Source organism: Roseibium sp. MMSF_3412 (assembly GCF_030733265.1).
Classification (GTDB): domain Bacteria; phylum Pseudomonadota; class Alphaproteobacteria; order Rhizobiales; family Stappiaceae; genus Roseibium.
The window spans coordinates 65,465-90,871 of the sequence record NZ_JASHJI010000018.1 but is presented as its reverse complement, the minus strand read 5'-3'; the positions used below and the strand labels follow the sequence as shown (position 1 = coordinate 90,871).

Below are 25,407 nucleotides of genomic sequence, written 5' to 3'. Positions count from 1 at the left end.
AACAGCTTGGGGTCCGGGGACTTGCTCTCCGGACCCGCATTCTTGCGCCGAAGAACGACAAACAACCGCACGGGCGCAATCGAATTGCACGTCACCTTTTACTGAGGGCCGCTGGCCCGAAGGACCCGGGGATCAATGGGCGCGGCTCGGATTCGAGCCGTTGGATGGGGAAATTTCATGGCTGATCAGAGTCAATCCAACAATCAGGACACGAAGCGGGGCCTGTCAGAAGAAGAGCTTCAGGAACTTGTTGCCGCGTCCGATTCCGGCTCGCGCAACCCGGCCGGAAACGTCGGTCTGCTGCTGGCAGGTGTCGCGTTCCTGTGGTCGGTCTTCCAGGTGCTTCTCGCATCGCCGGTCGCCTATTATCTGCTTCCCGGCGACCTGATCAACAACAGCCGGCAGTTTCACCTGGCCTTTGCCATGTTCCTCGCCTTTATGGCTTATCCCGCACTCAAGAGCAGTCCGCGTCACTACATTCCGATACAGGACTGGATACTCGCACTTTTCGGCGCGTTCATCGCGCTCTACGGATTTTTCTTCTACGAGAAAATCGTCAATAATGGCGGTCTCGCCGACGACGTGGACAAGTGGTTCGCCCTTGCAGGCATCGTCGTCCTGTTTGAAGCGGCGCGGCGCGCACTCGGCCCGGCAATGGCCGCCGTAGCGACGGTGTTCCTGCTCTACGTTTTCTTTGGTTCGTCCGAGTGGGTTCCCGAGGTCATACGCTGGAAGGGCGCTTCGCTGAAAAAAGCGATGAGCCACATGTGGATCACGTCCGAGGGCGTTTTCGGCATCGCCCTTGGAGTGTCGACCAAATTCGTCTTCCTGTTCGTGTTGTTCGGAGCGCTCCTGGACAAGGCGGGCGCGGGCAACTACTTCATCCAGATGGCCTTCGGCGCGCTCGGGCACCTGAAGGGCGGCCCTGCCAAGGCCGCCGTTGTCGGCTCCGCCGCAACCGGCCTGATTTCCGGCTCATCGATTGCAAACGTGGTCACCACCGGAACCTTCACCATTCCGTTGATGAAGCGCGTCGGCTTCTCCTCGGAACAGGCCGGTTCGGTCGAGGTGGCGTCTTCGGTGAACGGTCAGATCATGCCGCCCGTCATGGGGGCAGCAGCCTTCCTGATGGTCGAATATGTCGGCATCTCCTACGTCGACGTGATCACACACGCCTTCCTGCCCGCGGTCATTTCCTACATCGCGCTGGTTTACATCGTTCACCTTGAAGCCGTGAAGCGGAACATGCCGACCATCGGGCACAAGACCGTTTCGACCCTGCGCACGGTGCTTGGGATGTTCTTCTTCTTCGCCGGATTCGCCGCCCTCTGCTACGGCGTCAAATTTCCGGTCGGCTGGATCGTCGCGGCCGTTCCGGACGGGGCCAGCTGGATCCTGGCGGTTCTGGTCTTTGTCGCCTATCTCGCTCTCCTGAAGCTGGCTGCGACCGTCGACGACCTTCATCCGGATGATCCCAACCAGAAAGAGATCACGCTTCCGGAAATTTCCGAGATCTACAAGGCAGGCCTTTATTACCTGCTGCCGATCGTCGTGCTCGTCTACTTCCTGATGATCGAACAGAAATCACCCGGCCTGTCGGCATTCTGGGCAACGGCCCTGCTCTTCGTGATCCTGCTGACCCAGCGCCCGATCAAGGCGATTTTCAGAGGCGAAAGCGAAACCTTCAATGAGCTGAAGGAAGGCGTCAACGATCTCGTTCAAGGCATGATCGACGGCGCCCGCAACATGATCGGTATTGGCCTGGCAACCGCCACCGCCGGTATCATCGTCGGCACCGTCACCCTGACAGGTATCGGCCAGGTCATGGCGGATCTTGTCGAATTCGTGTCGGGCGGCAATCTCGTCCTGATGCTGATGTTCGTCGGCGTCTTGTCGCTTGTGCTCGGCATGGGCCTTCCAACGACCGCGAACTATATCGTCGTGTCCTCTCTCATGGCCGGTGTCGTGGTCGAACTTGGTGCGCAGTCCGGCCTGATCGTACCGCTCATCGCCGTGCATCTGTTCGTCTTCTATTTCGGGATAATGGCGGACGTGACACCACCGGTGGGCCTGGCCTCCTTCGCTGCGGCGGCGGTGTCCGGAGGTGATGCCATCCGGACCGGTTTCACGGCCTTCTTCTACTCGCTCAGAACCGTCGCCCTGCCCTTCATGTTCATCTTCAACACCGATCTCCTGCTGATCGATGTCGGATGGCTACAGGGAACGCTTGTGTTCGTGGTGGCAACAATAGCGATCCTTGTGTTCACCGCCGGCACCATGGGCTACTTTGTAACGAAGAGCCGGATCTACGAAAGCGTTGCACTGGTTCTGATCGCATTTGTCCTGTTCCGGCCGGACTTCTTCATGAACCGTATCCAGCCTCCGTTCGAGCAGATCCCTCCTGCGCAGTTCATTCAAGCTGTCGGAAATGCGCCGGCCGGTCAGGAGATCCGGGTGACGGTCAGCGGTCCCGACTTCGATACCGGGGAAACGACGGAAAAAACAATCATCGTCAATCCCGGTACAGAAGACGGCGGAGAGGCGCGGCTCGAGGCACTCGGCCTCACCGTTCTTGACGAGGACGGTGTCATGAAAATCGACGAACCTTTCCCGGGCACGCCCTACTTCGAGGAGCTCGGAGACTTCGACTTCTATGCCGACAATCCGGTTGTGGCCAAGGAAGCGAAGGTCGAGGTCAAGCAACTGCCCAAGGAACTTGTCTATATCCCCGGCCTGTTGCTGCTGGTGGTGGTTTATCTGATCCAGCGCGCCCGCGCTGGCCGCGAGAAAGGGGTGCCGGCATGAGCATCAAGTCTGTGCTGTGTGCAGTCGATATTTCACACGAAGACGATGTCCAGGTGCTGGAGACGGGCGACAAGCTCGCGCGTCTCGACGGGGCGCAGCTGGATGTCATCACCGTCGTGCCGAACTACGGCGTGACGCTGGTCAACTCGTATTTCGACGACAACTTTCAGGGCGAGCTGGTTACGAAAACGAAATCGGCTCTGAATGACATGGTCAGCCGTGTGCTCGGTGACGAGCGGAACAAGTCCATTCGGCACATCGTTGCGGCGGGCTCCATTTACGAGGAGATACTGGAAGCGGCCAAGCAGGCAGGCTCCGATCTGATCGTCATCGGAGCGCACAAGCCAGATCTGAAGGAATTCCTTCTTGGTCCCAATGCGGCCCGTGTTGCGCGCCATTCCCAATGCTCGGTTTACATTGTGCGCGAATAGACTGAAGAGCCGTTCGCTCCAAAGACGGCCGCGTCACAATTGAAAAACAGGTTGGATTTCAAAAGGGTGGAACCGCTGATGTGGTTCCGCCCTTTTTTCCTTGCCTGTGCGGTTGGCAGCGGGTTGCGGTGCTGATCTTTCCGGTTGAGAAGTCTCGCAACGACCACCGCGAAGCTGTTCCAAGCACGCAAATATCGGTTGACGGTCCACTGCCAGCTTTTTCGGCTCCCAAGACCGAATCGATATATATTGAGCGCGTCGAACAGAGAATTCGATTAGCAGAAGCTACAAAAAATTAAACAAAACTGCCTTCCTCAACCAGAAAGGAAGAGGTTTGTTTACCGCAACCGGCGTAACATTGCTCCATGCTTAGACTTATCAGGAATTCTACGCAGAGGAAGTTTCTTGCGATCATGTTCGCGGCGTTGATTGCCGTGAATGGACCGCTGCTGATTACGTTTTTTGTCATGACAAAAAACTCGGTCGAGCGCGAAATGATTGCAAAAAAACGCGTGTTGCTTGATGCCAACAGCAAGGCACTGAGCAAGGCGCTCTGGGATTTCGACTACGACAACCTGAGAAAATGGGCGACCGCGATCGCCAATGATCGCGACATTTTCAGCATCGAGATCCTTGACGACAATGACAAGAGCCTCGCTCTGATCTCAAAGGAAAACAGCGAGACAAACGCGCTCAACAGGGAGAATGCGCTGTTTTCCAAGGAAATCACGCACGTGGTGGACGGGGTTGAACACAATGTAGGCACCCTGCGCATCCGCTTCATGTCCAGTCACATCAGCAACGCAGCGGTTCGCGAAGTCGTCAAATCTGCGATCCTGTTCGTGGTGTCGACAATCTCGGTGCTGGTTGCGGCTCTGATTGCCAACCGCTTCATGATCACCCGACCGCTGCTTCGCCTGAACGCGGCGATTGAAGCGACACAGCGATCGGGAACCCGCCGTAAAGTCGACTGGGAGTCGTCCGATGAACTGGGGCGTGTCACCTCTGCCTTCAACGAAATGCAGGACAGACTGGACCAGGACGAGGCGCAGTTGATCCGTGCCAACAGACGTCTGACGTTTCTCTACAACAACACGCCGGTCATGCTGTATTCGATCGACAGCGACGACAACATCCGCAACGTATCTGACTACTGGCTGCACGCCACGGGATACAGCCGCAAGGATGTCATTGGCCGCAAGTTCCGGGAATTCATCCACGATGACTTCAAGGACGAATACCTCAAGAACCGGAGCATGCTGTCCGACGGCAAGAACGAGACCCTGGAACTCACGTCCGTGTTCCAAAAGGCCGATGGCACCTGTCTCGATGTGCTGATAACGGAAACCAAGGACTTCGACGACAGTGCGCACGGCGGAAGTTCGCTCTCCGTCATGACCGACATCAGCAAGCTGAAGGCTGCAGAAGCGGAAATCCTGCGCCAGGCCCGGACGGACTATCTGACCGGGCTGGTGAACCGCGAGGGTTTTGCGGATCGGCTGAATGCGGCGATCGAAAGCTCGGACGGATCTGACGATATCGCCGTCCTTTTCTTCGATCTGGATCGCTTCAAGTGGGTCAACGACAATCTGGGGCATTTCGCCGGCGACCGGGTGCTGCAGTCCGTCACACGTGAAATCGCCCAGTTGCTGGGTGAAGACGACTGTTTCGGCCGCTTCGGCGGCGACGAGTTCGCGATCATGCTGTCGTGCAAATCAAGCAAGAAACGCGCCGTCGAGCTTGCCACCAAGATCAATCGCACCTTGAACCGCCCGATTGATCTTGGCGGCCGGACATTGCAGATTTCAGCGAGCGTGGGGATCTCGTTTTATCCCGACAATGCCAAGAGCGCGGAAGAACTGCTCAAGGCATCGGACGTAGCGATGTACCGGCAGAAGAACAGCGGCCGCAACGGGTTCTGCGTCTTTAACGAGCAATTCGGCAAGGAGGCGAGCCAACAGCTCGAAGTCAAGGAAGTCATTTCCGAGGCATTGGCGAACGACTGGTTCCAGCTGCATTTCCAGCCGATCGTCAATCTGGAAACCAGAACGACAATCGGCTTTGAAGGGCTCTTGCGCCTCGTCCATCCCGAAAGGGGCGTGCTCCCTCCCCTTGAATACATCCGTGCCGCAGAACAGACAGGCGGCATTCTGGAGATCGGCGACCTGGTTCTTGAAATGGGTCTCGACGCGCTTGAGCGCCTGCAGCAAAGCCGGGACTGCCAATCCGCCTATGTTGCTCTGAACTTTTCCGCAGCGCAATTTCTGCCGGACCTGCCAAGCAACCTCAGAGAAAAACTGACCGCCCACCGCGTCGACCCGGGCCGGCTGGTTCTGGAGATCACCGAAACAACCCTGATGCAAAACAGCATGGGGCTGGATGGTCTCATCGAAGACATCCGCAAACTCGGCTGCACCTTTGCGCTGGACGATTTCGGAACCGGGTTCTCGTCTCTCAGCTACATGCACCGCTTCCCGGTCGACACCGTCAAGATCGACAGGTCATTCATCAAGGGACTGGACGAACGGTCCGGCATCGAGCGCACCCACAAGACGGCCGCACTGATCGAAGCGGTTGTCGGTTTGTCGCAAAAGCTCAAGCTGAACGTTATCGCCGAGGGTATTGAGACCGAAGCCCAGTACACGCGCCTCGTCGATCTGGGCGTAAAGACCGGCCAGGGCTTCCTGTTCGGCAAGGCGGAACCACTCGATACCTACCTTTCCGAAAGTCATACCGGCCGAACCGAAACAGCGCGGCTGCCAAACGAAACACTCCGAAATGTCGGTTAGGATTGACGGACCCGAGCAATCGAGGATCAAGCAATGCGAAAATTGACGAGAAGATCCGTTGTCGCCGGCCTTACCGCCTTCACAATCATGCCCGCAGCCTCGTCCTCGAGGGCAGAGAGCGAGCTTGTGTCGCTCAAGGTTATGACGGAGGAATATCCGCCCTTCAACTATCACGACGGCACAGCCCTGCGTGGCATCAGCGTCGAGATCATGGAGGAAATTTTCAAGCGGACCATGTCGGGACACACCCGGCAAGACATCGCGCTGCTTCCCTGGGCAAGGGGCTACAATCTCACTCTGCAAAGACCTGGACATGCGCTCTTTTCAACCACGCGCACCCAGGACCGCGAGGGCCTGTTCCGCTGGGTTGGCCCTTTCGTGTCGACGGTTGTCGGCCTGACGGCACGCAAAGACCGCAACCTGAAGATCGAAACAGTGCACGATCTTGCAAAGATCCGCATCGGTGTCGTGAAGGACGATGTCGGTCAGTTGCTGCTACGCGCACAAGGCGTTCCCGATGACCGTATCGAGCCCGTCCTGTCGAACGAACAGAATTTCCGCAAGCTCATTGCCGGCCGTGTCGATGCCATTTCCTACGAAACCGAGGTGACACGCTGGGGCCTTCAGCAAATGGGGGCCGACCTTAGCGAGTATGAAACCGTTTATGACCTCAATCGCGGCGAACTCTATCTCGCGCTTCATCACCAGACCTCGGGCGCAGTGATTGACGCCTTGCAGGAGGCTTTCGATTCCATGGTGCAGGACGGCACACACAGCACCATACTGAAAGGCTACGGCATCCGTTCTTCCGATTCCTGAACATGTGCGCGGCAAACCCTGCCGGGAACATTGCCGCTCATGGGCTCTCAGGTACTGCGGGACAGGGCCGTTTTCATCCTTTCGGCTTCCTCTGAGAGTGGACGTGTCTGAGGCCAGGCAATGAAATACCCTTTCCCCGTTGTCAGCTTTCGATCGGGCATTGGCACCAGCGCGCCAGAAGCAATTTCGTCCGTCAGGAGCGGCAAGGCCCCCAGCGCCAGCCCCTCTCCCCTCAGCGCCCGGCCGATAGTCTGATTGTAACTGGCGCAGCTGATGCGTTCATTCCTGCCGAATTCCGTCCAGCCCGTTCTTTGTATCCAGACAGACCAATCCGTCCAGTTCGGAGCCATGCGCGCGAAGTTCAGCAGCGGTGGCCGGTCCCGCGCGTCTGCAGATTGCGCGCGTACAACAACTTCTGGCGTTCCCACCGGAACAATCTCCTCATCGAACAGCAATTCCAGGCCCCAGCCCGGCAGCCGGTTCTCCCCGTGCAGGATGACGAGGTCGTTCTCGGGTCCGAGCAAGTCGCCCAACTCATCCGCCGTCTTTAAATTGAACGGACAGGCTTCATCAGACAAAGCGAAATCGCGCAGCCTTGACTGCAGCCAGAACGTTGCCAGCGCCGTGACCGAGGCGATCTGAACCACCGGCTGTGCAGGCACCTTGATTGTCCGGAAAGCATAGTCGAGATAGTCCAGGGTCATGCCGGTCTTCTCGGCAAGATAGGTGCCAGCCTCCGTCGGAACGAGCTTTCTGCCGCTTCGTACGAACAGGTCCGCGCCAAGCCACTGCTCCAACTGTTTTATCCGTTTGCTGACGGCCGCCTGCGTTACATAAAGCTCATCGGCAGCCTCGGTGAAATTGAGATGCCGCATGGCCGCCTCAAAAAAGACAATCGTGTCCAGGGGCGGCAGTGACTTTCGATAGTTTTGCATTCCGGAAAGTTATCCATACTGCCGAAAATTTCCATAGTTTTTTTGATTGGCTCCTCCAGTGATATTCCTTTTTGTAGGAAAAGGGAGACACGGCATGGCCGAACTGGACTGGCATGCGGAACGCAGCGACCTTCATGGCCTGGCGCAGCTGGATCGCAGCCCATCAGATGACGGCATCGATCACGCCGCGGTTCGCGCCTACCGTCAGGCACGCGTACGCGCCCAGATGCTTGTATATGGCGTCGATGCCGTGATCCTGTCTGATCCGGTCAATATCCGCTACGCGACAGGTGCCCGGAACATGCAGGTCTTTTCCATGCGCAACACCCCGTCGCGCTACCTGGTGATGACCCAGGACCGGTCGATCCTGTTTGAGTTCACGGGATGCGAACATCTCGCCGAAGGTTATGAAACCGTTGATGAAGTACGGCCGGCAAAAACCGCAAGCTTCGTTGCTGCCGGCCCGAGCATCGCAGAACGCGAACGGACATGGGGCCTGGAAATGGCAGCCCTGATCCGGGAACTGAGCGGTGAGCGGAAGGCAACTGTCGGCGTTGAACGGCTCAATGCAGGCTCGAAATTCGCGCTCAACGAGGCTGGTCTCACCGTGGTCGACGCGCAGCAACCCGTCGAAATGGCGCGTGCGATCAAGTCGCCGGAGGAAATGAAGTGCGTGATCGCCTCGCTGCGCGCGACGGAAACAGGTGTTGCACGTCTAAGGGACGCCATCCGGCCGGGGCTGACGGAAGTGGAACTCTGGTCCGTGCTGCATCAGGCCATCATCGCGCAGAACGGGGACTATGTCGAAACGCGGCTCTTGAACGCCGGAGCGCGAACGAACCCGTGGTTTCAGGAGGCTTCGCCCAGTGTCATCAACGCCAACGATCTGATCGCGCTCGATACGGACGTTGTCGGCTGCCACGGATACTACGCCGATTTTTCGCGCACGTTTCACACCGGCCCGGACAAACCCAGCGCGGCACAGAAGGACCTTTACAAGGTCGCCTTCGAGCAGGTGCACCACAACATGAACATTCTCCACCCCGGCATGACTTTCCGGGACTACGCGGACAGGGCCTGGGACATTCCGGAAAAATACTACAAGAACCGATATTACCTGTCCGCGCACGGCGTCGGCATGACCGGCGAATATCCTTACCTCTACCATCATGGCGACTTTCCGGATGCGGGTTACGACGGCGTGGTCGAACCGGGAATGACACTCTGCGTGGAAAGCTTCATCGGTGCGCATGGCGGCAAGGAAGGCGTAAAGCTGGAACAGCAGGTTCTTGTCACGGAGACCGGGATCGAACTGCTGTCCCTGTTTCCGTTCGAGGACGATCTTCTCAACTAGAGCATCCGTTTTGATCAGGCATGCGGGATCGCGAGCGCGAAGACGCCGACGAGGATAAGACTGACGGCCCAGACCCTATCGAGGTTGAACCAGGCTTTCTGCAGAAATTTCAGCCCAAGCCAGGAATAGACACCGAAGGCAATCAGCCCGCCCGCTGTCGCCATTGCCAGCGTGTGCACCACCGAGACAAGTAGCGCCATGCGCACATCGCCCCCCATCAAGGTGCCGGCAGCTTCATGTCCCTGGCTGTTCTGAACCGCGCAGATGCCGAGATAAATCGGAACCAGCATCAGACCCGCACCATGGGCGATCGCCACCAGAAAAGACCATACGCCGAGTTTTGCCGGCGAGATGCGCGCCAGAAACCGGGGATGCCTGTTGGTGATCAGCAGATATAGCCCCAGGCCAATCACGAGGCAGGCGGCAACGATCCGGATCTCGTTCTCCAGGCTGACCAGCGTGATCATGGCGGAAAACGGCAGCAGGATTGCCAGCATGGCCAGCAGATGGCCCGCTGCCAGAGACAGCAGCGCACGCGGCAGAGCCTGCGTGCGCCGTTCCATCAGCGCTGCCGAGACAGCCAATGGCCAGCCCATGCCCGGATTGAGACCGTGATAGAGGCCGGAGCCGATGACGGCCAGCCAAAGGGCCGTCATGCTCATTCCATCCAAAGTCTACACCGAAGGATAGCAGAAGCTGTCGGTCGAACAGTCCCCGCCTTCCAGCCTGATCTGGTGTGAACGGTACCCGTCCGGGAACTCGACCCAGAAGTTTTCATCCAGCGTCAGGCCGCCGTTGGGACCGGCATTAGCCATGACCATCGCGGCCCCCCGCTCACCCGGATAGAACTGGTCGTCCCAGGTGGAATAGAGCGAGTTGGTCCAGTAGACCCTCTTGCCGTCCCGGCTGATCTCGACCATCTGCGGGCCGTAGCCGAACTCATTGCCGTTCGGATGTTTCGTCTTTTTGACGATACCGCCGATCTCGACCTTGCCGGCAAGTTTGGGATTCATCGGATCGGAGACATCGTATTGATGCATTTCGCCGGTGCCCCAGCAGGCGACGTATAGGAACTTGTCGTCGAGGCTGAGATCAATGTCGGTGACAAGCGGCGGTACCGCAGAAAAACCCTTGAGCATATCCGGCAGGTCATCCGGGTCGGCGGGCTGCGGGTCGATCGTGACCGTCTTTTTCGCTTCAAAAGTCCCGTCGTCATTGCGCCACCAGGTGAAGATGGAGCCTTGCAGGTTGGTCGTATCCACGACAACACCACAGAAACCGTACTGCTTGGCGGGATCATGTGCGGGGCGGATTTCGAGCGCCATCTGGTGATTTTCGCCAAGGTCTATCGTCTGGACATTCTTGCGGGCCCTCAGGTCCCAGAAGTGGATCCTGTGCCCGTATTTGTTGGACAGGAGATCCTCCGGGACAAGCCCGTTCTCGAATTGAGGCGGCAGGCCCCATTCAGACGAGACCATGTAGTCGCGCGGCAGGTTCCACCAGAAGTCATAATGCTTGTCCTGTATGCCCCGGTCCATTTCGTACCGGCCCAGGATCTCGAAGGTTTCGCAATCCATGATGAAAATGCCGGGAGGGCCATCAGTGCCGTCCTCGCCGCCGCCGCCCAGCGTCGAGACGTAGATCCCCTCCGGCCCGCAATGGATTGTGTGCGGGCGGGAATATCCAGTCTTTGCAAAGACTTCTTCCGGTTCGATGATCTTGTGAATCTTCGCGCTAAGAGGCTCCTTCACGTCGATGACGTAGATCCTCGAAGACCGGATGCCCGGAATGATGAGATACCGGCGCTCCAGAAACGCGTGACCGGTCAGCGGGGACAAGGCCGACGAACACGCATTCCAGCCGAAATGATGAAACTCGTCGCCGGTGTTCGGCATCATGACCGTGTGAACGATCTTGCCATAATCGGAACTTTCGGGATCGACATTGACGACGGCCAGGCCGTCAGGCTTGCTGAAATCCGGACTAAGCATCAGCGTAAAGGCCAGTTTTTCAACCGGGGCCTCCATCGCCATCTGCGCAGTCGGATAAAAACTCGGATCTGGCCTCAAATTCATGTCGTCCTCCCTAAATTGCGACAATTATCAAGACGGGCTACCCGCACTTTTGTTTTTCGTGTTTCAGGTTTCCGTCTTTTCCTTCCGGTCTGGTTCTCGTGACGTGCGGATCGTTAGGGACGGATGCGCGGTCTTTGCGCCGCGTTCAAAGTCCCAGAAAGAAGAGGATGCCTTAACGTTTGGGTCAGGTCGAGAGCAAAAAATTTCTAATTTTTCGAATTTTTGCGCAACGCTGCCGGCCCCGCAAGGACGTTTCAACGAACGGGAACGCCAACAATGACCCCTTTGATGAAAAAGCCGACCTAAATGCAAACTCCATCTAGGCAAACTTCGCTCAACGTCCTATCTAATCGTAAGATTGCGATGAGTTCCGCTAACGGGTTCACGCGCAACAAGGCCCGCCTTCAAATTTCCGGAGAGCTTTTCAATGAGCGATACCTCGACCTATACCCCGCCCAAAGTCTGGACTTGGGAACAGCCCAACGGCGGTGAATTTGCGAGCATCAACCGGCCGGTATCCGGTGCAACGCATGAAAAGGACCTTCCGGTCGGCGATCACCCGTTGCAGCTGTACTCGCTGGCAACGCCGAATGGCGTCAAGGTGACGATCATGCTGGAGGAGCTGCTGGCGCTCGGTCACACGGAGGCCGAATACAATGCGTGGCTCATCCGTATCAATGAAGGCAATCAGTTCTCAAGCGGGTTCGTCGGAGCAAATCCCAATTCGAAAATTCCGGCTCTGGTAGATCACAGCACCGAACCGCCGACGCGGGTCTTCGAATCCGGCTCGATCCTCTTCTATCTTGCGGAAAAGTTCGACGCGTTTTTGCCAAAGGACCCGGCTGCCAGAACCGAAACGATGAACTGGCTGTTCTGGCAAATGGGATCCGCGCCGTATCTCGGCGGCGGGTTCGGCCATTTCTATGCCTATGCACCGGAAAAATTCGAGTACCCGATCGACCGCTTCGCCATGGAAACAAAGCGTCAGCTGGACGTGCTCGACAAGGCCCTCGCCGATCGCCCCTACATTGCGGGTGAAGATTACACGATCGCCGACATGGCCATCTTCCCGTGGTACGGCGGGCTTGTCCTGGGCCGGCTGTACAATGCCGCGGAATTCCTTTCTGTCGACGAGTACAAGAACGTCAAAGCCTGGGCCGAGAAGATCGACGCCCGCCCGGCTGTTATCCGCGGCCGCAGGGTCAACAAGGCCTGGGGCGAGGAACACGAACAGTTCCACGAGCGCCACAGTGCGTCGGATCTGGAACCCAAGGAACCGGTTGAAACAGCGGCGGAATAATCCCTTCGGCGGCGGCCTGCGTCGACAGGTCGCTGCCAGGACGCTCGCTGCCTCAACAATTGGTTATTGCAATACCGGCGTCGTGCCGAGAAATTATTGCTAATTCGCATTTAAATCGGAGTATTCCTGTCGCAAATAGACCCGGCGACCAAGACTAGGATACCCGCCACCGCATTTTTCTTAAAAAATCAGTTCAGAACGTGATCAAAGCAAGCGTACGCAATACACGTCTGTTCGCACGGAAACACGTCTTGTCATAAGTAAAATTTTCGTCTCTATATGCAGCCACGCACAAAATCGGGGCATGCGGGGGGACACTGCGCTTTCCTGTCGCCCATGATTCCACATTCTCGGCCATGTCCTGGTCACCATCTTGGAGCGACATATGTCAGAAGCCCTAAAGATCGGCACACCCAAGGAAATCTTTCCCGGGGAGGCCCGCGTGGCCATGACCCCGGAATCCGCAAAACAGCTGCAAAAACTCGGCTACTCTTGCCTTATCCAAAGCGGTGCCGGCAAGGCGGCGGGTTTTTCCGACGAGGCTTACAAGGAAGCCGGTGTCGAAATCGTCAAGACAGCACCCAGCCTCTGGAAACAATCCGATATCGTCGCCAAGGTGCGCCAGCCGGAAGACAAGGAGCTGGGGTATCTGACGGACAGCAAGACGCTGATCTCGTTCTTCAATCCTGGCGGCAACGAGGCCGGGCTTGAAGCTGCGAAGGAAAAGGGTGCCAATGTCATCGCGATGGAAATGGTGCCCCGCATCTCGCGCGCTCAGAAGATGGACGCGCTTTCGTCCATGGCCAATATCGCCGGATACCGTGCAGTCATAGAAGCCGGCAACAATTTCGGGCGGTTCTTTACCGGTCAGATCACGGCTGCGGGCAAGGTGCCGCCTGCCAAGGTTCTGGTAGTCGGTGCCGGTGTTGCCGGCCTTGCCGCCATCGGGACATCGACGTCTCTCGGTGCAATCACCTACGCCTTCGACGTGCGCCCGGAAGTGGCCGAACAGGTCGAATCCATGGGAGCGGAATTCGTCTATCTCGACTTCGAGGAAGAGCAGACGGACGGCGCGGCGACAGGCGGTTATGCCAGCGTGTCGTCTCCGGAATTCCGCGAGGCCCAGCTTGCGAAGTTCCGTGAGCTGGCTCCGGAAATGGACATCGTGATCACGACGGCGCTTATTCCGAACCGGCCCGCACCCAAGCTCTGGCTCGAGGACATGGTCAAGGCCATGAAACCCGGCTCGGTGATTATCGATCTGGCCGCCGAACGCGGCGGCAACGTGGAAGGCACCGAGGCGGACAAGAAGGTCGTTACCGACAACGGTGTCACGATCATCGGCTATACGGACTTCCCCTCGCGGATGGCTGCACAGTCCTCCAGCCTCTACGCGACGAATATCCGCCACATGATGACCGACCTCACGCCGGAAAAGGACGGCAAGCTCGTCCACAATATGGAAGACGATGTCATCCGGGGGGCGACGGTTACGCATCGGGGCGAAATCACGTTCCCGCCTCCCCCTCCGAAGGTCCAGGCGATTGCCGCGAAATCGAAGGAAAAGCCGAAGGAACTGACGCCGGAAGAAAAGCGGGCCGCGGAAGCAGCTGCCTTCAAGGCGCAGACCAAGCAGCAGGTCACCCTGCTTACGGTGGGCGGTATCCTGATGCTGCTTGTCGGACTGATCGCACCAGCGAGTTTCCTGCAGCACTTCATCGTTTTCGTCCTGGCCGTTTTCGTTGGCTTCCAGGTCATCTGGAATGTCAGCCACTCGCTGCACACGCCGCTGATGGCTGTCACCAACGCGATTTCGTCGATCATCATTGTCGGCGCGTTGCTGCAGGTCGGTTCGGGATCCTTCCTGATCATCCTGCTGGCCGGACTGTCCATCTTCATGGCCGGGATCAATATCTTCGGCGGTTTCCTCGTCACACGGCGCATGCTCGCCATGTTCCAGAAGTCTTAAGGAGCCCGACCCATGGAATTCGGTTTCACCACTGCCGTCTACGTGGTTGCGGCTGTTCTTTTCATTCTCTCTCTCGGGGGTCTCTCGGGTGAAGAAAGCGCAAAGCGCGCCGTCTGGTACGGCATTGCCGGCATGGCACTCGCCGTCGTCGCCACGCTCATCGGCCCTGGTTCAGGTCTCTGGCTTCTGTCGCTGCTGCTGATCGCAGCCGGTGGTGTCATCGGCTACTTTGTCGCCCAACGTGTCCAGATGACGGAAATGCCGCAGCTTGTCGCCGCGATGCATTCGCTCGTCGGTCTCGCAGCCGTGTTCGTCGGCTTCAACGCCTATATCGAACTTGGCCGCGTGCTTGCGATGAGCGAAGAGGAGCGCAAGGCACTGGAAGGATTTGCGGCCCTGCTTGCCAAGAAAACCAGCGCCGAACAGGCGATCCTGAAGGTCGAGGTTTTCCTCGGTGTCTTCATTGGTGCCGTCACCTTTACCGGCTCCGTCGTCGCCTTCGGCAAGCTTGCGGGCAAGATCACGTCCAAGGCGGAAAAACTGCCGGGCGGACATGCGCTCAATGCAGGCGCAGCCATCCTGTCCTTCCTGCTACTGATCCTGTTCCTGAGCGGAGCCGGGATCTGGACGCTGATCCTGATGACGCTGCTGGCCTTCTTCATCGGCTACCATCTGATCATGGGTATTGGCGGTGCGGACATGCCCGTGGTCGTCTCCATGCTGAACAGCTATTCGGGCTGGGCGGCGGCGGCCATCGGCTTCTCGCTCGGCAATGACCTCCTGATCGTCGTCGGCGCTCTCGTCGGCTCGTCCGGTGCGATCCTGTCCTACATCATGTGCAAGGCCATGAACCGCTCGTTCATCTCCGTCATTCTCGGCGGCTTCGGCAACACGGCCGGACCGGCCATGGAAGTCGAAGGCGAACAGATCGCCATCGATGCGGATGGTGTCGCGGCTGCGCTTGATGATGCCGACAACGTCATCATCGTACCGGGCTACGGCATGGCCGTTGCGCAGGCGCAGCAGTCTGTCAGCGAACTCACCAAGCGCCTGCGCGCCAAGGGCAAGAATGTCCGCTTCGCGATCCACCCGGTTGCCGGCCGCCTGCCCGGACACATGAACGTGCTTCTGGCTGAAGCAAAAGTGCCTTACGACATCGTTCTTGAAATGGACGAGATCAATGAGGACTTCCCGGAAACGGATGTGGCCATCGTCATCGGCTCCAACGACATCGTCAATCCGGCGGCACAGGAGGACCCGAATTCGCCGATCGCCGGCATGCCGGTTCTGGAAGTCTGGAAAGCCAAGCAGGTGTTTGTTTCCAAACGCGGTCAGGGCACCGGTTATTCCGGTATCGAAAACCCGCTGTTCTACAAGGAAAACACCCGCATGTATTACGGCGACGCCAAGGCCAGCCTCGACAAGCTGCTCACCATGATCGAGTAAGCTTTCGCGCATAGTGTCTCAAAGACCGCCCGGGGAAACACGGGCGGTTTTTTTGTGCCTTGCTCAAAAAAACGCGGCCAGGTGATTTTTTTCGAACCTTTTTGAGCACCAAGGGCACCCAGAGATACTCGCATCAGCGGGAACACCAGCGCGTGACTTTTTTACAGCTTGAATTGAAGCCGCCGTTTCAGGCGGGCGCAGATGGTGTGTTTCAAACGACAGGAGATCTGCAATGAGCTTCCTTTATTCCTTTCTCAATTTCTTCCGGCCCCAGTTAATAAATGGCTCCGACAAGGGAGAGCTTCTCTTTGGTGGCTTCGCGTCCGATTTCATTTTCGGCAATGGCGGCAATGACAAGATTTTCGGCGGCTTTGGAAACGACTTCCTTTTCGGCGGTCACGGCAATGACAAGATCTTTGGCGGTTTCGGCCACGACCTGATGTTCGGCGGCAAGGGCAACGACAAGATCTTTGGCGGTTTCGGTAATGACCTTGCCTTTGGAGGCACCGGCAATGACAAGATTTCCGGTGGCCACGGCAATGACAACCTGAACGGCGGTGACGGCGAAGACACGTTGCGCGGCGGCAAGGGCTACGACCGTCTTGTCGGCAACAAGGGCGACGACCGCATGTTCGGCGGTGCCGGCGACGACCTTCTGGTCTGGAACAATGGCGACGGCTCCGATCTCATGAATGGCGGGCGCGGCTATGACCGCGTTCAGGTCAATTTCAACACCGATCTCGTCAATGACGATCTGCAGAACAAGGATGTCGCCGAATTCTCCGTCACGCCTGACGGCGTTCAGTTCGCGCGAGTTGAGCTGAACGACCAGAATATCAACGGTCTGTTCCAGCTCGATATTCGCAAAACCGAAGTTCTGGAAACCAATTTCGGCGGCGGCGACGACACTGCGCAGATCGTCGATAACGTACTTGATGAAATCAAGCTCGATCTCGATGGCGGCGACGGCATCGACACGCTCGATTTCTCCAGAGCCGCCGACGCCGTCAATGTCGATCTTGCCGCCGGTACCGTCGATGGTTCCAAGGCGGTCAACTTCGAGAACGTCATTGGCACAGAGTTCGACGACAAGATTGCCGGCGACGACCAGGATAATGTCATTTCCGGGCTTGGCGGCGTCGACACCATCTATGGCGGCGGCGGCAACGACATTCTCGTCGCCAACAAGGGAAATGACTTCGTCTTCGGTGAAGACGGCGACGACCTGCTCGTGTGGAACAACGGCGACGGTTCGGACCTGATGGATGGCGGGGCGGACCATGACCGCGTCCAGGTCAATTTCAACACAGATCTCGTCAATGACGATCTTCAGAACAAGGATGTTGCCGAATTCTCGGTGACCCCGGAGGGTGTGCAATTCGCGCGTGTCGAATTGAACGACCAGGCGGTCAACGGCCTGTTCCAGCTCGACATCCGGAACACGGAGGTTCTTGAAACCAATTTCGGCGGCGGCGACGACGCTGCACAGATCGTTGACAACGTTCTGGAGGAAATTGAACTCGATCTCGATGGCGGCGACGGCATCGACACGCTTGACCTGTCGCGCGCTTCCGAAGGCGTCGACGTCGACCTCAATGCAGGCACGTTGGGCGATAGCTCCACCGCCGTCAATTTCGAGAACGTCATTGGCACCGACTTCAACGATGTCATCTCCGGCGATGATCAGGACAACGTGATCCAGAGCGGGTCTGGCCTCGACATTCTCACCGGCGGCGCTGGCGCCGACACGTTCGTTTTCACGCAGGACGACACGGGTGTGAAAGTCATTACCGACTTTGAAATCGGCGTCGACAGTCTCTTGTTCGTGACCGATGCCGGGTTGACGGCAGCCGATCTCGTGGACCAGCTCACGCAGATTGGTGATGATGTGCAACTTGACGTTAGCGGCAAGCTTGTGACCTTCGAAAACGCAACGGTGGAAGACTTCAGCACCGACGCCTTCCTGTTCGCATAAATCATACGCCAGGCATCTTCCCATTTCCCGCCGGTCTCAGGGCCGGCGGGATCTTTTTTGCCCTGTCGCAAACAGATATTTTCCAGGATCTGGCCCGCTGCTCTCCGGCTTTGTCTTCCCGGTTTGCCGTGTCAGCGGCAAGACCGGGAACCAGTATTCCCAGTGTCCAAAGGCAACACGATTGAGGAGAACCTGGTGGTTACTGGGTTCCGGCATTCCGCTGCGCTTCAGCCGGAATGACAACATCAATTATTGTGAACTGCGTCGCGAGATCCGTTTCGGCAAATCCAGTCAACCGTATGCCGTAGCCCGGAGCGAAAACCGGTCCGGCACCGGACAGGTGCGCCTACCCAACTGGCCATCTTTTGGTTGTGACGCCCGTCATAAGCGTACGCACCGACCGTCCGTCATCATCTGTGCATGTTCTTCGGAAGGTCCGGGAACATCAGATCTTTAACGACAGAAATTCGTGAACGCCGGTGCCTTGCATGACCGGCGAACGCCCTCTTCTTGCCTGAGGTTCGACAGCTGTGATGGAAAAGACCGGTTCATCTCCAGACGACATCCCGCGCACCAGCCCACCGGATGACTTTCAGCTTCTGACAGCTGTGACGAAGGGCGACGCGCAGGCTTTCAAGGCAATACATCGAAGACATTTCATGAAACTCATGTCTTTCGCGCAGCGGGTCACAGGCGATCACGCGGCGGCAGAGGAAGTGGCCAATGACACGTTCCTGGTCATCTGGCGCTCGTCCGGAAGTTTTCAGATGCGCTCGAAGGTGTCGACCTGGATGTTCGGTATCGCCTACCGGATCGCGAAGAAGAAGCGCCGGCAGCTTGCCCGTCGTCATCTGGATATGGATATCGATACCTGCACGATAAGCGACACGCGGGACATGGCTGCCTCGGTGCTCCAAAGGCGCGACATCTTCAGGGCGCTGGACCGGTTGAAGCCGGAATTGCGAGCGGTGATCGAACTCACTTACTTTCAGGGCTACATCCATTCCGAAATCGCGCAGATGCTCGGATGTCCGGTGGGCACGGTCAAGACGCGCCTCCTTCGCGCGAAAGAACAGTTGCGGCATCTGCTGCGCGAAAACGCCACACAGCCACCCTTGCGCCGCGCGGCCTGACGCAGCCTGCCCGATCGGTTGCAACCGGCATTTCTCTTCTGAACGTCAGTCCTTCGGTCGGGATCCGATCCCGATTTTACGCGCTCAACCGGTCGCCCGCAGCGTCAAAATAGTAGGATTTGCCTTCGGAAATCGCCAGGTCCAGTTCCCTGCCCGGCTCGATGGCGTGTTGGCCGAAAAGCCGTGCGGTGACCTGGTGCCCCTTGACCATCGCGATCACGTTGGTATCGCCGCCCAGATGCTCGACATGTTCCACCCGCGCCTGAAGCCCGCCGCTTTCGGACAGGAAAAGATCCTCCGGGCGCACCCCCAGCGTACGCTCGTCGCCTTCGCTCAAAAGGCCTGCGGGCAGGAAATTCATGGCAGGCGATCCAAGGAAACCCGCAACGAACTTGTTGACCGGGTTGTTGTAAAGCTCCATCGGGCTGCCGATCTGTTCCACATAGCCGTCGCGCAGCACGACAATCTTGTCCGCCAGCGTCATCGCTTCGGACTGGTCGTGGGTCACGTAGATCATCGACGCTTCCAGTTGCCTGTGCAGGTTGGCGATCTCCAGACGCGTGTTCATCCGGAGCGCGGCATCAAGGTTCGACAGCGGTTCGTCGAACAGGAACAGTTTCGGATGACGCACAATCGCACGGCCGATGGCAACCCGCTGGCGCTGACCTCCGGAAAGCTCGGACGGGTACCTGTCGAGATAGTCTTCCAGATTGAGCATGCGCGTTGCTTCGGCAATGCGTTGATCGATCACGTCCTTGGACTGGCGCTCCTGTTTCAGGGCAAGCGACATGTTGCCCCTCACATTCAGGTGCGGATAGAGCGCATAGCTCTGGAACACCATTGCAATGCCGCGTTTTGAGGGTGGTGTGAAATTTACTTGTTCACCGCCGATTTGAATGTCGCCCGACGTGACGTCCTCCAAACCGGCAATGACACGCAGCAATGTCGACTTGCCACACCCGGACGGTCCGACAAAAACGACGAATTCGCCCTCCTCGACCTCCAGATTGACATCCTTGAGCACGTGAACGGATCCGAAGGACTTGTTGACGTTCTTGAGCGTGAGCGCCGTCATGACGTTGGCTCCTTCAATGAAACGGGTTGACCCGTGCGGACGCTTTCATCCGCCGCGATGCAAATCGCCAGTGAACTCACCGCGTCCTGCATGTGCCGGGAAAGATCCAAATTTTCGGTAATGGCCCTGAGGACGTAAGCCTGCTCCGCGTCACACAGTTCCTGGTGGCCGGGCTCGCCGGGGAGATCAACGGTCCTGTCGCCTTCCGGGCGATGAACCAGCAGGCCGCCGACCTTGGTGTGTCCGTCCACATCGGCAGACGCACCCTTGTTGCCTTCCACGATGGAAACGGATCCGGCGGGCGAAACGACGTCTTTCACGAAGAATGCGGTCTCCGACATCATCGGGCCCCAGCCGGCTTCGTACCAGCCGACGGACCCATCGTCGAAAATCACCTGGAACTGGCCGTAATTGTACATGTCAGGCGCGATTTCGTCGGAGAGCCGAAGTCCCATGCCGTTGACCTTGACCGGCCTGGCATCGGTGATCTGGCACCAGACATCGACATAGTGCACGCCGCAATCAACGATCGGTGCCGTTGTTTGCATCAGCGCCTTGTGGGTTTCCCACTCCGCGCCGGAGCTTTGCTGGTTGAGGTTCATGCGGAAAACATAGGGACCGCCAAGTGCACGGGCTTCCTCGATCAGTCTCATCCATGAAGGGTGGTGCCGAAGGATGTAGCCGACAACAAGTTTCTTGTGCGTCTCCTGCGCACATTCAACCACGCGTCTGGCGTCTTCAACCGTTGTTGCGAGAGGTTTTTCGACAAAGACATGTGCTCCGGCATACATGGCCGCGACCGCGTAGTCCGCATGGCTGTCGGAATAGGTGGCAATCACCACGAGATCGGGAGATGTCTTTTCCAGTGCGACACCATAGTCGTTGAACACCGGATAGCCGGACAGTTCCGGATGATCGACCGCACCGGACCGGTTGACCAGTCCGACAATCTCCGATGCCCCGTTCCTGTGGTGGGCCAATGCGTGCGAGAGCCCCATATTGCCAAGGCCTGCAATCAAGACACGTATCATTTGACCGCTCCTGAAGTGATGCCGCGAATAAGCTGACGCGAGAAGATCACGTAAAGAATGAGAACCGGCAGGATTGCCATGCTGAGCGCCGACAGGACCGCGTTCCAGTTGGTCACGAACTGACCGATAAAGACCTGGCTGCCCAGCGTCAGCGTCTTGGTTTCCTCGGCAGGTGCCAGAATGAGCGGGAACCAGAGATCGTTCCAGATCGGGATCATGTTGAAGACGGCGACTGTCGCCATGGCCGGACGCACCAGCGGCAGGACCAGGCGGAAGAAGATCGTATATTCGGAAAGCCCGTCGATGCGGCCGGCATTCTTCAGGTCGTCGGAAACCTGGCGCATGAATTCGGAAAGAATGAACACGGCGAGCGGCAGCCCCTGTGCGGTATAGACCAGAATGAGGGCCGTAAGCGTGTTGACCAGCCCCGTGGCCACCATCATCTCCAGGATGGCGACGGTTCCGATCCGGATCGGAATCATGATCCCGAGCGCGAGGTAGAGACCCATCAGCATGTTGCCGCGGAACCTGTACTCGCTAAGTGCGAAGGCAGCCATGGCACCGAAGAGCAGAATGAAAAACAGCGAAACGACTGTGACGATCATGGAGTTCTGGAAGTAGAGGAAGAAGTCCCCCTGCTTCATCACCGTCTGGTAGCCGATCATGGAGAAGCTGTCGGCACTGGGAAGGGCCAGCGGTTCCCGGAAGATCGCCTTCCGGTTCTTGAAACTGTTGATCAGGATCACGAAGACCGGAAAGAGAGCGATCAGCGTGTACAGGATCAGTGCACCGTGCATTGCGGCAGTGTTGATCGGATTGGAGCGTGCCTTGTTCATCGGTCCCTCCCCCTACAGCTGGTATCTGCGCATCCGCGTCTGGATGCCGAAGAGATAGATGCACACGCCCACAAGGATGATCCCGAACATCGCACTGGCGATCGCCGATCCCATGTAAGGGTCGCCGAGTTGCAGCTGGAAACCGAAGAACGTCCGGTAAAGGAAGGTGCCGAGGATATCCGTTGAGAAATCGGGACCAGCCAGCGCTCCTTGCGCCGCATAGATCAGGTCGAAGGCGTTGAAGTTGCCGACGAAGGTCAGGATCGAAATGATGCCGATCGACGGCAGGATCAGCGGAAGCTTGATTTTCCAGAAGGCGGACATGCCGGTAATTCCGTCGATCTCGCCCGCCTCGAGAATTTCCTCGGGAATGGAGAGCAACGCTGCATAGATGAGCATCATCGGAATGCCGATGAATTGCCAGACGGAGATCAGCGACAGGGTCGTCAGCGCATATTCCTCCTTGCCCAGCCAGGGTGCGTAGAGCGATTTCAGGCCGACGGCATCGAGCATCGACGGAGCGATCCCCCAGATGGGCGACAGGATCAGTTTCCAGGCAAATCCGACAATCACGAAGGACAGGATCGTCGGGATGAAGATTGCAGAGCGGTAGAAGGCCGCGAACCGGAGCCTTGGATGAGAGAGCATGGCAGCGAGCGCAATACCGATCGGGTTCTGCACCAGCATATGGATCAGAAAGAACCAGAAATTGTTGCCCAACGCGTTCCAGAACTGGTCCGCCCAGATGGGATCGCCGAACAGCGTCGTGAAGTTCTGCAGCCCGACAAACACGCGTTCCTGCTCGATCTTGCTGTAAAGAGCAAGGCGTAACGTGTTGAAAAGCGGGAAGATCATGACGGCCGTGTAGACGAGGACCGCAGGGGCCAGAAACACGACGATATGCCATCGAAAGCGCGGCTTGCTCATTCGAAGCTCCGGTCAGGGCCTCCCGGACGAGGCCTGCCCCGTCCGGGTTTGATTTTCAGTGAAGCGGCTTACTTGTGCTTGTCGTACCAGCTGGCAAGACCGTCCTGCAGCTTCTGGCCGAGCGCCTCGGGTGTCTCTGTGCCCTTGATGGCAGCGACGGATGCACCCCAGGTCTCGTTTTCCAGGTTCGGCGTGCCGCGCGACAGGATCTGGTAGGTTGAGCGGATCGTGCTTTCGCACTCATCGCGCCAGCCGACAAATTCCTTGGCGAGCGGGTCTTCCAGGTCAACCGGTGTTTTCGACAGCGGGAAGAAGCCCGGCAGGGCGTTGCCGAAAATCCCGGCGAATTCCGGCGAAGCCACCCAGGCGAGGAATGTCTTCGCCGCTTCGGGATGTTCGGTCGCCGCGTTCATGCCGATGCCGATGTCGGTGTGGTCGGAAATGTAGCACGTGTCGCCGGCGTTCCGGACCGGGGGCTTGAATGCACCCATTTCAAAATCGGCCTGGCTGTTGAAGCCTGAGATTTCCCAACTTCCTGCAGGGTAGATCGCGGCCCGGCCGAGCGTGAACAGGTTCTGGCTGTCCGGATAGGTCTGGGCCTCGTAGCCGTCACCGAGATACGGACCCCACTTCGCAAGCGTCGCATAGGGCGCGACCCACTGTTCGTCGGTCAGCTTCTGCTCACCCCGGATGAGCGCATTGCGCCCCTCTTCACCCTTCCAGTAGTTCGGGCCGATGTTGTTGTAGCCCATCGTGGCGGCTTCCCACTGGTCATTGGTGCCCATGGCCATCGGGATATAGTTGCCGTCTTCCTTGAACTTTTCCAGGACCGCGAAGAACTCTTCTTCCGTCGCCGGCACGGAAACTCCAAGCTCGTTGAATGCATCCTTGTTGTAGATGAACCCGTGGATCACGGAGGCCATGGGAACACAAAAGCTCGCCGATCCATCATCCGACTGCCAGGCGGCCTTGGCGACGTCGGAGAAATTGTTCATGGCTTCCATGTCGTCGAGGTCGACAAGGTGGCCTGCATCGAACAGGGCAAGAGAAGCGTCAAACGGACGGCAGGTGATCAGGTCGCCCGCCGAGCCCGCATCCAGCTTGGAGTTCAAGGCTGCATTGTACTCGGTCGGTGCGGACGGCGAGAAGTTGACCTTGATTCCGGGGTGGGCCGCTTCAAATGCCGGGATGATCTTTTCCTGCCAAAGAGCCAGATCGTCGTTCCGCCAGCTTTCGATCGTCAACGTGACGTCTTCCGCAAAAGCGCTGTTTGTTGCAAGGGCCGTACCGACCAGGGCCAAGGAGAGTAACTTACGTGTCATTGCGCTGTTCCCTGTTTTCAAACGTTGGTTTCTTCTTGTTCGATCCGGTCCGACGAAAGGAAGCAAAACACCCTGCCCTGCCATATCCGGTCAAAATCCGGCGCCAGCCTGCCCTCGCGCCCTCTGCAGATTCGACACCCGGGCAAGGCCCTCCCGTCAGCCGCTGGAAATATAATACCTATTTAATACCATTTGTCGACTGTTAAGTTTTCCCTTCGGGAAATTCTGCATATTTTTACGAAATGGGCGGCCCAGACCCGCATTTGCCAGCCTTTGCAAGCACGTTGCGGCGACCAAAGGCATTGCAAAGGTATTACGCGGTTAACACTTCGATTTCCTGAAACCGTGCGCCGATGCGGGCGGTTTTCCGTTCATTTTCCTGTAGCGGTCTTTTAAGATCCATGCACAAGACCAACATGGTGGCTTCGCATGACATTCCTGGTGTTCATCGGCTCGGAACGAGACAGCACACCGCCTCATCCGGCGCGCCTTGGCGAACGGGTCGCAAGAGCCTGCGCGCTCCGGCTGGCAGCAAACGGCGCGTCTCACGACTTTGTCGACCCGCTCAAGATCGAGCTTCCGACCCCGTTCAAGCCGCAGTTTTCATACGCAAAGGGCAAGGCGCCACAGGCGCTTGAGCTTGTTGCCCGCCAGATTGAAGCCGCGGATGGCTATGTCATGGTGAGCCCGGAATACAATCATTCCATGTCACCGGCACTCGCGCATCTCCTGAACCACTTCGGCACTTCGCTTTTCTCCTACAAGCCCAGTGCAATCGTGACCTACTCAGCCGGGCAATGGGGCGGCGCAAGAGCTGCGGTCAACATGCGCACATATCTGGCCGAACTGGGCTGCCTCCCCGTCTCGGCGATGATTCACGTTCCCAGGGCTCAAGAGGTTTTCGACCCAATGGGGGCCTATCTTGAGGGCACCGAATCCGACAGCTGGAACGGTTATCTCGACCGGACGGTGAAACAGCTTCTCTGGTGGGCGGAAGCGGCCGGACGCCAACGCGGCATGGACGGCACCGAAAAGCCGGCAGCCTTCACCAGGTCGCCATCGCAACGAAATGCTCCGGGCTGATCCATTGCAGGAAAGCAGCAGGCGCGCTTTCCGGAGACAGCCACCGGACAACTCCGGGTTTTCCGTTCAGAGTGCCCCGAAAAGGCCGCAGACCGGCGCGCT

General features: G+C 57.9%; 19 protein-coding genes. 11 read left to right on the top strand and 8 right to left on the bottom strand.

From position 1 onward, the window contains the following. Positions 1-177: 177 nt before the first annotated feature. The 4 genes from RBB49_RS23925 to RBB49_RS23910 all read left to right on the top strand — a co-directional run bounded on the left by RBB49_RS23925 (position 178) and on the right by RBB49_RS23910 (position 6,844). Positions 178-2,805 (top strand): TRAP transporter permease, encoded by a 2,628-nt coding sequence (locus tag RBB49_RS23925; protein ID WP_306145429.1) that lies wholly within the window; start codon positions 178-180, stop codon positions 2,803-2,805. Continuing rightward, complete coding sequence (locus RBB49_RS23920) at positions 2,802-3,236, top strand: universal stress protein (protein WP_306145428.1); 435 nt, start codon at positions 2,802-2,804, stop codon at positions 3,234-3,236. The genes RBB49_RS23925 and RBB49_RS23920 overlap by 4 nt, the downstream gene beginning before the upstream one ends. A gap of 413 nt (positions 3,237-3,649) precedes the next feature. Next, positions 3,650-6,025, top strand: a complete 2,376-nt coding sequence (locus tag RBB49_RS23915) for an EAL domain-containing protein (RefSeq protein WP_306145427.1) — start codon at positions 3,650-3,652, stop codon at positions 6,023-6,025. 33 nt (positions 6,026-6,058) lie between these two features. Further along, positions 6,059-6,844, top strand: a complete 786-nt coding sequence (locus tag RBB49_RS23910) for an ABC transporter substrate-binding protein (RefSeq protein WP_306145426.1) — start codon at positions 6,059-6,061, stop codon at positions 6,842-6,844. Positions 6,845-6,891: 47 nt separating this feature from the next. Here RBB49_RS23910 and RBB49_RS23905 read toward each other — a convergent pair whose 3' ends face one another. Beyond that, positions 6,892-7,779 (bottom strand): LysR family transcriptional regulator, encoded by an 888-nt coding sequence (locus tag RBB49_RS23905; protein ID WP_306145425.1) that lies wholly within the window; start codon positions 7,777-7,779, stop codon positions 6,892-6,894. Between the two features lie 94 nt (positions 7,780-7,873). Between RBB49_RS23905 and RBB49_RS23900 the strand changes: the two genes are divergently transcribed. Then, positions 7,874-9,133, top strand: a complete 1,260-nt coding sequence (locus RBB49_RS23900) for a Xaa-Pro peptidase family protein (RefSeq protein ID WP_306145424.1) — start codon at positions 7,874-7,876, stop codon at positions 9,131-9,133. Between the two features lie 14 nt (positions 9,134-9,147). On the opposite strand, the gene RBB49_RS23895 is transcribed toward RBB49_RS23900, so the two are convergent. Together RBB49_RS23895 and RBB49_RS23890 are read right to left on the bottom strand one after the other, a co-directional pair. Beyond that, a complete protein-coding gene (locus RBB49_RS23895; RefSeq protein WP_306145423.1) occupies positions 9,148-9,789 on the bottom strand; it encodes a hypothetical protein in 642 nt (213 codons plus the stop codon). A gap of 18 nt (positions 9,790-9,807) precedes the next feature. Further along, positions 9,808-11,208, bottom strand: a complete 1,401-nt coding sequence (locus RBB49_RS23890) for a selenium-binding protein SBP56-related protein (protein ID WP_306145422.1) — start codon at positions 11,206-11,208, stop codon at positions 9,808-9,810. 427 nt (positions 11,209-11,635) lie between these two features. On the opposite strand from RBB49_RS23890, the gene yghU reads away from it, so the two are divergent. The 5 genes from yghU to RBB49_RS23865 all read left to right on the top strand — a co-directional run bounded on the left by yghU (position 11,636) and on the right by RBB49_RS23865 (position 19,031). Next, a complete protein-coding gene (gene yghU / locus RBB49_RS23885; RefSeq protein WP_306145421.1) occupies positions 11,636-12,508 on the top strand; it encodes a glutathione-dependent disulfide-bond oxidoreductase in 873 nt (290 codons plus the stop codon). 385 nt (positions 12,509-12,893) lie between these two features. Beyond that, positions 12,894-14,477, top strand: coding sequence for a Re/Si-specific NAD(P)(+) transhydrogenase subunit alpha (locus tag RBB49_RS23880; RefSeq protein WP_306145420.1), 1,584 nt, complete (start codon positions 12,894-12,896; stop codon positions 14,475-14,477). 12 nt (positions 14,478-14,489) lie between these two features. Beyond that, complete coding sequence (locus RBB49_RS23875; RefSeq protein ID WP_306145419.1) at positions 14,490-15,923, top strand: NAD(P)(+) transhydrogenase (Re/Si-specific) subunit beta; 1,434 nt, start codon at positions 14,490-14,492, stop codon at positions 15,921-15,923. Positions 15,924-16,155: 232 nt separating this feature from the next. After that, positions 16,156-17,898: a calcium-binding protein gene (locus RBB49_RS23870; protein ID WP_306145418.1), complete on the top strand. Its 1,743-nt coding sequence runs from the start codon at positions 16,156-16,158 to the stop codon at positions 17,896-17,898. A gap of 533 nt (positions 17,899-18,431) precedes the next feature. Then, on the top strand, positions 18,432-19,031 hold the full coding sequence (locus RBB49_RS23865; RefSeq protein ID WP_306145417.1) for an RNA polymerase sigma factor: 600 nt from the start codon (positions 18,432-18,434) through the stop codon (positions 19,029-19,031). 76 nt (positions 19,032-19,107) lie between these two features. On the opposite strand, the gene RBB49_RS23860 is transcribed toward RBB49_RS23865, so the two are convergent. The 5 genes from RBB49_RS23860 to RBB49_RS23840 form a co-directional block, all read right to left on the bottom strand. Continuing rightward, positions 19,108-20,106 (bottom strand): ABC transporter ATP-binding protein, encoded by a 999-nt coding sequence (locus RBB49_RS23860; RefSeq protein ID WP_306145416.1) that lies wholly within the window; start codon positions 20,104-20,106, stop codon positions 19,108-19,110. Next, positions 20,103-21,137: a Gfo/Idh/MocA family protein gene (locus RBB49_RS23855; RefSeq protein WP_306145415.1), complete on the bottom strand. Its 1,035-nt coding sequence runs from the start codon at positions 21,135-21,137 to the stop codon at positions 20,103-20,105. The genes RBB49_RS23860 and RBB49_RS23855 overlap by 4 nt, the downstream gene beginning before the upstream one ends. Beyond that, positions 21,134-21,973, bottom strand: coding sequence for a carbohydrate ABC transporter permease (locus tag RBB49_RS23850; RefSeq protein WP_306145414.1), 840 nt, complete (start codon positions 21,971-21,973; stop codon positions 21,134-21,136). The genes RBB49_RS23855 and RBB49_RS23850 overlap by 4 nt, the downstream gene beginning before the upstream one ends. 12 nt (positions 21,974-21,985) lie before the next feature. After that, positions 21,986-22,900, bottom strand: a complete 915-nt coding sequence (locus RBB49_RS23845; RefSeq protein ID WP_306145413.1) for a carbohydrate ABC transporter permease — start codon at positions 22,898-22,900, stop codon at positions 21,986-21,988. A 68-nt stretch (positions 22,901-22,968) separates the two neighbouring features. Continuing rightward, positions 22,969-24,222: an ABC transporter substrate-binding protein gene (locus RBB49_RS23840; protein ID WP_306145412.1), complete on the bottom strand. Its 1,254-nt coding sequence runs from the start codon at positions 24,220-24,222 to the stop codon at positions 22,969-22,971. Between the two features lie 429 nt (positions 24,223-24,651). On the opposite strand from RBB49_RS23840, the gene RBB49_RS23835 reads away from it, so the two are divergent. Then, complete coding sequence (locus tag RBB49_RS23835; RefSeq protein ID WP_306145411.1) at positions 24,652-25,305, top strand: NADPH-dependent FMN reductase; 654 nt, start codon at positions 24,652-24,654, stop codon at positions 25,303-25,305. Positions 25,306-25,407: the final 102 nt, after the last annotated feature.

Coding starts and splice junctions, on each gene's coding strand:
- RBB49_RS23925 (WP_306145429.1), top strand. CDS start 178: ATGGCTGATCAGAGTCAATCCAACAATCAGGACACGAAGCGGGGCCTG.
- RBB49_RS23920 (WP_306145428.1), top strand. CDS start 2,802: ATGAGCATCAAGTCTGTGCTGTGTGCAGTCGATATTTCACACGAAGAC.
- RBB49_RS23915 (WP_306145427.1), top strand. CDS start 3,650: ATGTTCGCGGCGTTGATTGCCGTGAATGGACCGCTGCTGATTACGTTT.
- RBB49_RS23910 (WP_306145426.1), top strand. CDS start 6,059: ATGCGAAAATTGACGAGAAGATCCGTTGTCGCCGGCCTTACCGCCTTC.
- RBB49_RS23905 (WP_306145425.1), bottom strand. CDS start 7,779: ATGCAAAACTATCGAAAGTCACTGCCGCCCCTGGACACGATTGTCTTT.
- RBB49_RS23900 (WP_306145424.1), top strand. CDS start 7,874: ATGGCCGAACTGGACTGGCATGCGGAACGCAGCGACCTTCATGGCCTG.
- RBB49_RS23895 (WP_306145423.1), bottom strand. CDS start 9,789: ATGACGGCCCTTTGGCTGGCCGTCATCGGCTCCGGCCTCTATCACGGT.
- RBB49_RS23890 (WP_306145422.1), bottom strand. CDS start 11,208: ATGAATTTGAGGCCAGATCCGAGTTTTTATCCGACTGCGCAGATGGCG.
- yghU (WP_306145421.1), top strand. CDS start 11,636: ATGAGCGATACCTCGACCTATACCCCGCCCAAAGTCTGGACTTGGGAA.
- RBB49_RS23880 (WP_306145420.1), top strand. CDS start 12,894: ATGTCAGAAGCCCTAAAGATCGGCACACCCAAGGAAATCTTTCCCGGG.
- RBB49_RS23875 (WP_306145419.1), top strand. CDS start 14,490: ATGGAATTCGGTTTCACCACTGCCGTCTACGTGGTTGCGGCTGTTCTT.
- RBB49_RS23870 (WP_306145418.1), top strand. CDS start 16,156: ATGAGCTTCCTTTATTCCTTTCTCAATTTCTTCCGGCCCCAGTTAATA.
- RBB49_RS23865 (WP_306145417.1), top strand. CDS start 18,432: ATGGAAAAGACCGGTTCATCTCCAGACGACATCCCGCGCACCAGCCCA.
- RBB49_RS23860 (WP_306145416.1), bottom strand. CDS start 20,106: ATGACGGCGCTCACGCTCAAGAACGTCAACAAGTCCTTCGGATCCGTT.
- RBB49_RS23855 (WP_306145415.1), bottom strand. CDS start 21,137: ATGATACGTGTCTTGATTGCAGGCCTTGGCAATATGGGGCTCTCGCAC.
- RBB49_RS23850 (WP_306145414.1), bottom strand. CDS start 21,973: ATGAACAAGGCACGCTCCAATCCGATCAACACTGCCGCAATGCACGGT.
- RBB49_RS23845 (WP_306145413.1), bottom strand. CDS start 22,900: ATGAGCAAGCCGCGCTTTCGATGGCATATCGTCGTGTTTCTGGCCCCT.
- RBB49_RS23840 (WP_306145412.1), bottom strand. CDS start 24,222: ATGACACGTAAGTTACTCTCCTTGGCCCTGGTCGGTACGGCCCTTGCA.
- RBB49_RS23835 (WP_306145411.1), top strand. CDS start 24,652: ATGACATTCCTGGTGTTCATCGGCTCGGAACGAGACAGCACACCGCCT.